Origin of the sequence: Marinifilum fragile JCM 15579 (genome assembly GCF_001310955.1) — a bacterium.
Taxonomy (GTDB): domain Bacteria; phylum Bacteroidota; class Bacteroidia; order Bacteroidales; family Marinifilaceae; genus Marinifilum; species Marinifilum fragile.
The window spans coordinates 110,082-119,629 of the sequence record NZ_BAZX01000014.1 but is presented as its reverse complement, the minus strand read 5'-3'; the positions used below and the strand labels follow the sequence as shown (position 1 = coordinate 119,629).

Sequence of the window (9,548 nt, the reverse complement as noted above, 5' to 3'; positions counted from 1 at the left end):
GCTTGTCTTTAAGTGATCCCTCTGGGTTCGAACCCAGGACCCCAACATTAAAAGTGTTGTGCTCTACCAGCTGAGCTAAGGAATCATTGTGTAGCCTTTGTTTTCAAAAGCGATGCAAATATAGAGCGATTAAATTTAAATCGCAAACTCAATTTTACGGAATTTGCAGGATTTTAACCACAGAAACCAGCACGATTTAATTTATATCCTTGGTTCGTAAATTGATATAAAACCGAAAAGAAATTGAAAAAAAAATACAAAATTTAAAAAACGGCTTTGTCTGCTTATGATAATGGCCTTTTTTGGTGAAAAAATGAGCAGAATTTGGTCTTCTTTTTAATTTCAAAAAATTGAAGAAGCTCCTAAAAAGCGTAAAAAATAATTCTAATTTTGTGATTCATTATCTAAGTTCATGCAAATGGACACAAAAATTGCAAAATAAATCTTCCTTATGAATGATAAAATCGTAGTGATTACCGGAGCATCATCTGGTATTGGAAAAGCATTGGCTTTCGAGTTTGCTTCTCGTGGATCAAAAATTGTGCTTGCAGCAAGAAATGTTGAAAAATTAAAAGAAGTAGAAGAGGAGATTCTTGCCAAAGGAAATGAAGTATTGTCGATAAAAACCGATGTTAGCATTGAGGAGGATTGTAAGAATTTAATTGACAAAACCGTTGAAAGATTCGGTGCGATTGATGTATTGATTAACAATGCAGGAATTTCGATGAGAGCGATGTTTGCAGATTTGGAATTGTCTGTGATCAAACAATTGATGGATGTGAACTTTTGGGGTACTGTATATTGTACAAAGTATGCCATGCCTTATATTACCAAAGCAAAAGGTTCGGTTGTGGGTGTAATTTCAATTGCTGGATATATTGGCTTGCCAGCACGTACCGGATATTCGGCATCGAAATATGCAATTCGTGGATTCCTGGATACCTTAAGGGTTGAAAACCTAAAAACGGGAGTTCATGTTTTGGTAGCGGCTCCAGGGTTTACAGCTTCGAATGTAAGAAATGTGGCATTAACTGCAGATGGTTCATCGCAGGGTGAAACTCCACGTGACGAAAGCAAGATGATGAGTGCCGAAGAATGTGCTCGTTTAATTGCCAATGCAGTTGTAAAGCGAAAAAGAGAGTTGATTATGACTTTTATGGAGGGTAAGCTAACAGTATGGTTGAAGAAATGGTTCCCGAGCCTGTTAGAGAAATTAACCTATAATCATATGGCCAAAGAACCTAATTCACCTTTGAAATAAAAAACGTAATTTGAAGCGAGTTTAAATACTCGCTTTTTTCTTGCATTTTGTAACATTTACAGGACTTGCAAGTATAATTTACTTTTTAAAATCTGGTATTATTCGATACATCTACTACTACTTGACTAATGGATAAATCTCACTTCAATACTTTTATCTTTTCCAATGCGAACAAGATATATTACTATGTATTTTGTATTCTTAAGAATTCTGAACAAACCATTCAAATCGTTGGAAAAACATTCGAGGAGTGCTGGCATAAAAGGAAAGTGCTATCTCATTCTGATTTGACTCCTGTTTTTAAAATCGCCAGAGATTTGGCAAAAAAAGAAGTGACTAGTAAAAGTGCATCGGGAGGAGTGCTAAGTCAAAATGACGAAGTTAATCCAATGCTGATACGTTTTTGTAGGTTATTGGAAGAATTGGCTCCCATTCAGGCTGAGATCTTTTGTTTGCGTTCTTTGTTAAGAATGAGTATTGATGACATATCAAAAATTGTTGGACTTGGAATAAATAATATACAATCCATGTTGGCCGAAGCTCGAAAATTAATTCGCTTACAGGTTGATCCCGAAGGCATTCTAAAAGAATCTTCTTGTCATGAATTGCTTACCAAATACTATGCAGGAAGCACAAGCATAGAAGAGGAGGAGCAGCTTCGTTTATATGTCTCTCGAATGGATTTATCGGAAATTCCGGAAACAGATCGGGAATTGTTCCGCATGTTTTTAAAAATTGGAAATGCCGAAATTCCGATTGCTGATTCTGAGAATCTATCGCATAAAATTAAAGAGCTACAAACTACCAAATGGGGTAAGATTGTAGCGAAATTTAAAAAGTAACCAACCTAATTATACAGATTTGTCGTTTAGGGATTTGAAACCTTTTCCTAGAATTTCGTTGGTTTCCATTACCGTTACAAAGGCTTCAGGATCGATTGAGTGGATGTAATCCTGAAGCATCGATAATTCACGGCGATTTACCACCATAAAAATCATATTTTTTTCACTTCCATCATACATTCCGGTTCCTTTTAAGAAGGTGCCACCTCTGTTCATATCCCCAATTACCTTGTTTTTGATCTCTTCGTATTGATCTGATACAATAAATAAAGCTTTTTCGTAGGATGATCCTTGCAAGGTAATATCGGTAACCTTACCTATAATAAATAGCACTACCAGCGAATACAATGGAATTTGCCAATCAAGCTGGATGTACAAACAACTTAAAACAATTAGAAAATCGATATAAATAACAGTTTGCCCAAGAGGTGTTTTAGCAAATTTTGCAACCATCATTGCCAAAATATCCGAACCTGCCGAAGTAGCTCTGGCTTTTAGAATTAAACCTAAACCAAATCCAATAAAAATACCTCCGAAAATACAGGAAAGCAGTACATCATCAACCAAAGGAATTACGCCCCACCAAGCTGTAATTGTATCTAAAAACAAAGCACACAGTACAAAAGACAGAATGGTTTTTACGCCAAATCGAGGACCTAAAACTTTTATCCCAATAAGCTTAAAGGAATATTTATCGCCAAACTTGTTATTCCAACTGGGATTCCTCCTCCAAACTTTCGGAACAAATCGTTTGAATAATCCATAAAATGATACAGGATACTCGAGAAGAATCCGGTGTAATCATCAGGATTTAATGTACCAAACAATCCTTGAGGAAATAATCCTTGAGTCAGTTTGTTGATTACGATACCAATTCCATAAATACTACCTGGAACCAAATCGTGAGGAACAATAAAAAATACAAAGCCAGCAGCCATGATAAATGCCCCGGCAATAACCAGTGAGTAATTATAAAACCATTTTCCTGAGAAAATTGCGTCTTTTTGTATAAAAGCCAAAGTGAATATGTTTTAGTGTGTAAGCTTTAATTTAATTGTAAGAATAATAAGATTATGCAAAAATAAAGAATTTTTAGGGGAATACTTTTCCCAATCTGCGCTATTTTCAGAGATTTTCTTTGAAGAAAGGTTGTTTTACAGACAAAGAATTGATTGCTTTGCATTAGATTCAATACAAAATTATGAGAGCAAGTATAAGTAGGCTGATCATGAGAATGTTCGGCTGGAAATATATTGGTGATATTCCAGAAGTAAAAAAAGCTGTAATCATTGCAGTTCCTCATACTTCCAATTGGGACTTTGTTTGGGGAAAGCTGGCCTTTCTGTCGCACAATGTAAAAACTACGATTTTAATGAAGAAAGAACTCTATGTTTTTCCATTAAAATATCTTTTAAAGTCGTGGGGGGTAATTCCGGTTGATCGATCGAAAAAAGGGAATATGACAGATCAATTGGCCGAAGAGTTTTCGAAAAGGGAGTCCCTATATATTTCAATAGCACCAGAAGGTAGCAGGAGTTTGAGAACGGATTGGAAGAAAGGATTTTATTTTATCGCTTTAAAAGCAAATGTTCCCATTTATTTGGCAGAAATCAATTATGAGGATAAAACCTTAACTTGCGGAGAGCCTTTTTATCCAACAGGAAATGTTGAGGAGGATATGAAAATTATCAAGAGCAATTATATAAACTCAAAGCCAAAACATCCTGAAAGATTTTCTACTGGCTTGTAAATTTTGTTTGTTATGTCCGATCTGTTAAAAGTTAGCTTGGTTCAATCCGATTTGATTTGGGGAGATGTAGAAGCCAATTTGAATCATTTTTCTGAACTACTTGGAAAAATTGAAGAGGAAAGTGATTTAATCGTCTTACCCGAGATGTTTACCTCTGGATTTTTAATGAAGGATAAAGATAAGGTAGCGCCATTTGCGGAGATAACAATTAATTGGATGCAGAAATGGGCCTCGCAGCTTCTGGCTGTAATACTGGGAAGTATTATTGTTGAAGAAAATTCGGAATATTACAACAGGTTATATGTTGTAAATGCTGAAGGAGTTTTAGCCTATTACGATAAAAGACATTTGTTTCGGATGGGAGAAGAACAAATGCATTTTAAGGCAGGAAATGAGCGTGTGATTTTTACGATTGGTAAATGGCGAATTTGTCCATTGGTTTGTTACGATTTGCGCTTTCCGGTTTGGAGTCGAGGAATTGATGAATATGATTTATTGCTGTATGTTGCCAACTGGCCTCAAGCCCGAAGAGAGGTTTGGAATACCCTGTTGAAAGCAAGAGCAATTGAAAATCAAAGTTATGTGATAGGTGTGAATCGGGTAGGGGAAGATGGTATGAATTTATCATACTCAGGAGATTCATCCCTTTTCGATGCTAAAGGAAAGCTTCTGGCAAAATGTGAAGATCATAAAACAAACATTCAAACTTACAGCATAAGTTTGAGTCAATTGAATGATTTTAGGACCAAATTTCCTGTGCATCTTGATGCAGATTCATTTCAAATAAACAAGTAATAATATGATTACATCAAGCTATTCAGTAGCTTATTGATTTTATTGATGATTTTTATTCATCAAGATTGGAAAACTAAGAATATAGTTCTATATTTAAGTCAGAAGTCAAAAAATCAGATTTAATAAACAAAAACAAATTGTCCCACTTTAAATAATACAAATAATAATGAAAGAATTGACCAGGGCTGAAGAACAGGTGATGCAGATCCTTTGGGAACTTGAAAGTGCCTTTGTAAAGGAAGTAATTGAGCGCATTCCTGAGCCAAAACCAGCTTACAATACAGTTTCAACAATCGTTCGAATCCTTGAGAAAAAAGGATTTGTTGGGCATGTTGCATTCGGTAAAAGTCATAGATATCACCCATTAATTACCAAAAAAGAATACACTCGCAAATTCATGAAAGGATTTGTAAGAAATTATTTCTCGAATTCCTACCGAGATATGGTATCCTTCTTCGCAAAGGAAGAACAAGTTAGCTTATCGGAGTTGGAAGAGGTTAAAAGAATGGTTGAAGAGCAAATTAAAAAGCAAAGCTCTTAAAATTTATCGGTGAATGGTAACAGGTGTAATTCTATATTTTTTACAATCAGCAATTTGCATGGCATTCTTTTATGCCTTGTATTGGTTGTTTCTGAAAAGGGATACCTTTTTCAGGATCAACCGTGTGTTCTTGATGCTGACCTTGGCCGCCTCGTTACTAATTCCATCTCTTAAAATACCTTTTCAGGTAGAAACAAATCCCGTAACATCTGATTATGCAATGCTTGATGCAGTAGTACTGACTTCTCAGCAATATTTGAGTGCGAATATGTTGCAGGAAGTTGTTGTAACTGCTGATAATCATATTAATTGGTATCAATATATTGGATTTATTTACCTGATTGGATTATTACTACTGACGCTTCGCTTTGCCAAAAACCTAATTCAATTGTTTATTTGGACCAGAACGAATAATCGAATTCGTGAGAATGGAGTTCAGTTGGTAGTAATGAAGGATGATTATCCGCCATTCTCTTTCTTAAACGCCATTTTCATTAGCAATAAGGATTATAAAAAGCCAGGATTTGCATCAATATTGGCACATGAAAGAGTGCATGTTGATCAGTTGCACACCTTTGATCTTTTGGTATTGGAAGTACTTACGGTAGTGTTTTGGATTAATCCATTTGTTTGGATGTACAAGAGTTCCATTCAGGAAGTACACGAGTATTTGGCTGATGATAAGGTGGTAAATGGTTCGGTTAATCCGAACGAATACAAAATGCATATTGTCAATCAATTTGCAGGAGGCGATTTATTTCGATTGGCAAACAATTTTGGTCAATCAACATTGAAAAAAAGAATTTCGATGTTAGGCAAAATTAAAACTCCAAAGATTGCGTTGGTTAAACTTTTATTGTTGCTTCCAATTGTTTTGGTATTGCTATCTGCCTTTGCTTTTACGATAGAAGAAAAGGAAAAACTTTCCCAGGATTTTTCTTTTAATGAATTTATTCCTGATGGATTAAAGCAATTCTATTCTTTTTCAGATAGACAATATTCTAATTACGATGATGAATTGAATTTCGTTCATGGATCTGCTGTAAATGGTATTTCAGCCTTAAAGTATAAGGAAGAAGTAAGTCCGAATCAGATTTATAGAATTGCCGATGAAATGCCTGAATATCCTGGAGGTATAAATGTACTGAAGAAATATATCGCCAATGAAATGAGATACCCTAAGGCAGCAGAGAAGAACAAAACAGAAGGAAAAGTATTTATAAGTTTTGTTGTTGGAAAATCAGGGGAAGTTAAAAATGTATATGTGAATAAAGGAGTTTCCCCTGAACTCGATAAGGAAGCATTGAGAGTGGTAAAGGGATTACCTAATTGGACACCAGGCAAGCACAAGGGCAACTTGGTAAATGTTGCTTATACATTACCAATTGATTTTAAATTGAAAGACTTTGTACTTGAACAACCAATAGTGATTAGAAAACCAGTTCTTGCAAGACTTAAAAATGCTTCGGATTATCATACTGATAATTTAGCGAAATTGGAAAATTATAATCAAGAATATACTGTTGTTGAGAAAATGCCAGAATTCCCAGGTGGAAATGGAAGCTTAAGAACGTGGGTTGCTAGAAATTTAAAATATCCGATCCTAGCTGCTGAGCAAGGTTACGAAGGAAAAGTGTATGTGAAGTTCAATGTGAATAAAGATGGTAGTGTTTCGGATGCAAAAATTATTAAAGGTGCTAATGTGGAGTTAAATGAAGAGGCTCTTCGTGTTATAAATAGTATGCCTTACTGGATTCCTGGAGAGCAACAAGGAAGAAAAGTTAAGGTGAGTTATACAATTCCTATTCGTTTTGCTTTGAAATAATAAAATTTTTTACGTATATTAACTAAGAAATTAGTTCTAATGACTAATTTCTTAGGAATAAACACAAAACCAATTTATTGTCTAACCAAAATTCAATGTTATGGAAGTAAAAAAGAATCCCCGCTACGATTTAGAAAAGAAAAGAGGAATGTTCTTACAAATCGGTTTTTTACTTAGTTTTTTAATTGTTTTAGCCGCTTTCGAGTACAAAACACCAGTTTCTAAAACCGAGGAATTAACCATGGACGTCCTTGAAGAAATGGACGAGATTATTCCGATTACTGTTCAGGATAAACCAAAACCTAAAGAGCAGCCAAAAGTAAAGCTGATGGAGTTGGCAGAACTTTTATTGGCAGATGATGACGAAGAAATTGAAGATCTTGAGATTGAGGATGCAGACTTATCAGAAGATGATGAATTTGCTATTGTTGCTGTAAATGAAGATGAAGAGGAAGTTGATGAAGATACGCCATTTGTGAAAGTAGAACAGATGCCAGTTTTTAATCCCAGAAAGAACAAAACCTACGAACAGGGACAACGTGATTTATTCATTACCATGCAAAAAATGGCTCGTTACCCAACAATTGCGCAGGAAAATGGCATACAAGGAAAAGTGTTTGTAAGATTTGTTGTTACCAAAACTGGTGAAATTGCTAACATTAAAGTGGTTCGTTCAGTTGATTCATCATTGGATGAAGAAGCCATTAGAGTGGTTAGTAACTTGCCTAAGTTTAAACCCGGTATGCAAAGAAATAAACCTGTAAGTGTTTGGTTTAGCGGATATATTTCGTTTGTGCTGCAATAATTTTTTTATAGATATTAACTAAGAAATTAGTTGTTATTGAACCTTTAATTCTAAGAGCTATGAAAGAGAAGAAGAATGCTAAATATAATTTGGAGAAGAAAAGAATCATGTTTTTGCAGTTTGGATTAATTTTCAGTTTTGCATTGGTTTTAACTGCTTTCGAATATGAGGTTCCATTTGACGAACCTAAAGATGTTGTTCTCGAGGTATTGGATGATATGGATATGTTGATACCAATTACCTATCGTGAGCCTGAAAAACCTAATGAGCCGCCAAAAGTTAAAAAGATAGAATTGCTTGCGCCCTTATTAGTGGATAATGAAGAAGACGGAATTGATTTTGAGCCTGAGGATACATTTGGTGATCCTAATGATGAGGTACCATTAACAGTGATTGAGGAAGTTCCTGAAGAATTTGTTGAAGAAACACCGTTTGCAGTTGTGGAACATATGCCAGTTTTTAATCCTGATAAAAATGAGAATTACAAAGAGGGTAATATGGATCTTTTTAAGACTTTGCGATCCTCCGTTAGATATCCTGTTGCTGCACAAGAATCATGTATTCAGGGAAGAGTATTTGTAAGATTTGTAGTGACCAAAACAGGTGAGATTTCTGATATTCAAATTACAAGATCAGTTGATCCATTGCTTGACAATGAGGTGATTAGAGTGTTAAAAAGCTTGCCAAAATTTAAGCCTGGTATGCAACGATTAAAACCTGTTGCAGTTTATTATTCTGCTTTTGTGAATTTTAAATTGCAATAAGCTGAAAATCAAAATGCAAACACCTGTATTGCCGAAACAATAAAGATTAAAATTCGTACTATATAATAAATAAAACGTTCTTTGAACTCATCCTCTCATGAGGTTAGTATTTTGGAATGATTCCAGTGGGAATTATGCTATAAATGCACCTGTTGTTGATTATAATTTGTTACCATAAAAATGAACAGCTATGATTCCTAAAAAGAATCCAAATGTTGATTTGGAAAAACGGAAATCCTTATTCTTTGAAATTGGGATGGTCGTGGCTCTGGCTGTAACCTTTGTTTCATTTGAATGGAGATCCAATGTAAAACAAGCTACCCAATTTACTTCGGAAGTCGAATTTACAGTTGATGAGGAAATGGTTCCGATTACCAGACAGGAAGAAATAAAGGCTCCACCCAAACTACCTCCTAAAATCAAAATTGCGGATGTTATTACCATTGTTGATGATGATGTTGAACTGGAAGAAGAATTAGAAATTGTCGAGGAAGAAATCAATCAGGAAACAGAAGTGGATATTCAGCCTATTAGAGAAGTTGTTGCGGAAGAAGAGGAAGAGGATGAAGCTCAGATTTTTGTGATTGTTGAAGAAATGCCAATCTTCCGCCCAGATATCTGTAAAACCCAAAAGGAGGGAGATGCAGAACTTTATCGACACATTTATAAGAGCCTAAGGTATCCTGTATTGGCTCAGGAAAATGGAATTACCGGTAGAGTATTTGTAAAATTTATAGTAGGTAAAGATGGAGGCATTTATGATGTGGAAGTATTGCGAGGTGTGGATCCTTCTTTAGATCAAGAGGCAATTCGGGTAATAAAGAATTTGCCAAAATTTTCACCTGGAAAACAGCGAGGTAAACCTGTAAACGTATCTTATACATCGGTAATTAAATTTGTATTACAATAAACTAACCTTAGTAAGAGGTGAAATTACTACACAGACTTGAAATGGAAGTCCGCAT

At 35.1% G+C, this 9,548-nt stretch carries 11 protein-coding genes and 1 tRNA gene; 9 read left to right on the top strand and 3 right to left on the bottom strand.

What is annotated here, in order from left to right:
* Positions 1 to 13: 13 nt before the first annotated feature.
* Positions 14 to 85 (bottom strand) — tRNA-Lys (locus tag JCM15579_RS12010).
* A gap of 366 nt (positions 86 to 451) precedes the next feature.
* On the opposite strand from JCM15579_RS12010, the gene JCM15579_RS12005 reads away from it, so the two are divergent.
* A complete protein-coding gene (locus JCM15579_RS12005; protein ID WP_054720412.1) occupies positions 452 to 1,261 on the top strand; it encodes an SDR family oxidoreductase in 810 nt (269 codons plus the stop codon).
* A gap of 128 nt (positions 1,262 to 1,389) precedes the next feature.
* Positions 1,390 to 2,103, top strand: a complete 714-nt coding sequence (locus tag JCM15579_RS12000) for an RNA polymerase sigma factor (protein ID WP_054720407.1) — start codon at positions 1,390 to 1,392, stop codon at positions 2,101 to 2,103.
* 9 nt (positions 2,104 to 2,112) lie between these two features.
* Here JCM15579_RS12000 and JCM15579_RS11995 read toward each other — a convergent pair whose 3' ends face one another.
* Both JCM15579_RS11995 and JCM15579_RS11990 read right to left on the bottom strand, forming a co-directional pair.
* Complete coding sequence (locus JCM15579_RS11995) at positions 2,113 to 2,721, bottom strand: YitT family protein (protein WP_245625888.1); 609 nt, start codon at positions 2,719 to 2,721, stop codon at positions 2,113 to 2,115.
* A 47-nt stretch (positions 2,722 to 2,768) separates the two neighbouring features.
* A complete protein-coding gene (locus JCM15579_RS11990; RefSeq protein ID WP_054720403.1) occupies positions 2,769 to 3,122 on the bottom strand; it encodes a YitT family protein in 354 nt (117 codons plus the stop codon).
* Positions 3,123 to 3,304: 182 nt separating this feature from the next.
* Between JCM15579_RS11990 and JCM15579_RS11985 the strand changes: the two genes are divergently transcribed.
* The 7 genes from JCM15579_RS11985 (at position 3,305) to JCM15579_RS11955 (ending at position 9,493) form a co-directional block, all read left to right on the top strand.
* Positions 3,305 to 3,853 carry a 1-acyl-sn-glycerol-3-phosphate acyltransferase gene (locus JCM15579_RS11985; RefSeq protein ID WP_054720401.1) on the top strand — a complete coding sequence of 183 codons (549 nt, stop codon included), beginning with the start codon at positions 3,305 to 3,307 and terminating at the stop codon, positions 3,851 to 3,853.
* A 12-nt stretch (positions 3,854 to 3,865) separates the two neighbouring features.
* The gene (locus JCM15579_RS11980; RefSeq protein ID WP_054720399.1) at positions 3,866 to 4,648 is read left to right on the top strand and encodes an amidohydrolase; all 783 of its coding nucleotides are present in this window, start codon (positions 3,866 to 3,868) and stop codon (positions 4,646 to 4,648) included.
* Positions 4,649 to 4,814: 166 nt separating this feature from the next.
* Positions 4,815 to 5,189 carry a BlaI/MecI/CopY family transcriptional regulator gene (locus tag JCM15579_RS11975; RefSeq protein WP_054720396.1) on the top strand — a complete coding sequence of 125 codons (375 nt, stop codon included), beginning with the start codon at positions 4,815 to 4,817 and terminating at the stop codon, positions 5,187 to 5,189.
* A 13-nt stretch (positions 5,190 to 5,202) separates the two neighbouring features.
* A complete protein-coding gene (locus tag JCM15579_RS11970; protein WP_054720395.1) occupies positions 5,203 to 7,014 on the top strand; it encodes a TonB family protein in 1,812 nt (603 codons plus the stop codon).
* Between the two features lie 100 nt (positions 7,015 to 7,114).
* A complete protein-coding gene (locus JCM15579_RS11965) occupies positions 7,115 to 7,819 on the top strand; it encodes an energy transducer TonB (protein ID WP_054720393.1) in 705 nt (234 codons plus the stop codon).
* Positions 7,820 to 7,878: 59 nt separating this feature from the next.
* The gene (locus tag JCM15579_RS11960; protein ID WP_054720390.1) at positions 7,879 to 8,583 is read left to right on the top strand and encodes an energy transducer TonB; all 705 of its coding nucleotides are present in this window, start codon (positions 7,879 to 7,881) and stop codon (positions 8,581 to 8,583) included.
* Positions 8,584 to 8,773: 190 nt separating this feature from the next.
* Positions 8,774 to 9,493, top strand: a complete 720-nt coding sequence (locus JCM15579_RS11955; RefSeq protein WP_054720388.1) for an energy transducer TonB — start codon at positions 8,774 to 8,776, stop codon at positions 9,491 to 9,493.
* The last annotated feature ends 55 nt before the right edge of the window (positions 9,494 to 9,548 follow it).

Excerpts from the sequence above, each read along its gene's own strand:
- JCM15579_RS12005 (WP_054720412.1), top strand. The coding sequence starts at position 452 with ATGAATGATAAAATCGTAGTGATTACCGGAGCATCATCTGGTATTGGA.
- JCM15579_RS12000 (WP_054720407.1), top strand. The coding sequence starts at position 1,390 with ATGGATAAATCTCACTTCAATACTTTTATCTTTTCCAATGCGAACAAG.
- JCM15579_RS11985 (WP_054720401.1), top strand. The coding sequence starts at position 3,305 with ATGAGAGCAAGTATAAGTAGGCTGATCATGAGAATGTTCGGCTGGAAA.
- JCM15579_RS11980 (WP_054720399.1), top strand. The coding sequence starts at position 3,866 with ATGTCCGATCTGTTAAAAGTTAGCTTGGTTCAATCCGATTTGATTTGG.
- JCM15579_RS11975 (WP_054720396.1), top strand. The coding sequence starts at position 4,815 with ATGAAAGAATTGACCAGGGCTGAAGAACAGGTGATGCAGATCCTTTGG.
- JCM15579_RS11970 (WP_054720395.1), top strand. The coding sequence starts at position 5,203 with ATGGTAACAGGTGTAATTCTATATTTTTTACAATCAGCAATTTGCATG.
- JCM15579_RS11965 (WP_054720393.1), top strand. The coding sequence starts at position 7,115 with ATGGAAGTAAAAAAGAATCCCCGCTACGATTTAGAAAAGAAAAGAGGA.
- JCM15579_RS11960 (WP_054720390.1), top strand. The coding sequence starts at position 7,879 with ATGAAAGAGAAGAAGAATGCTAAATATAATTTGGAGAAGAAAAGAATC.
- JCM15579_RS11955 (WP_054720388.1), top strand. The coding sequence starts at position 8,774 with ATGATTCCTAAAAAGAATCCAAATGTTGATTTGGAAAAACGGAAATCC.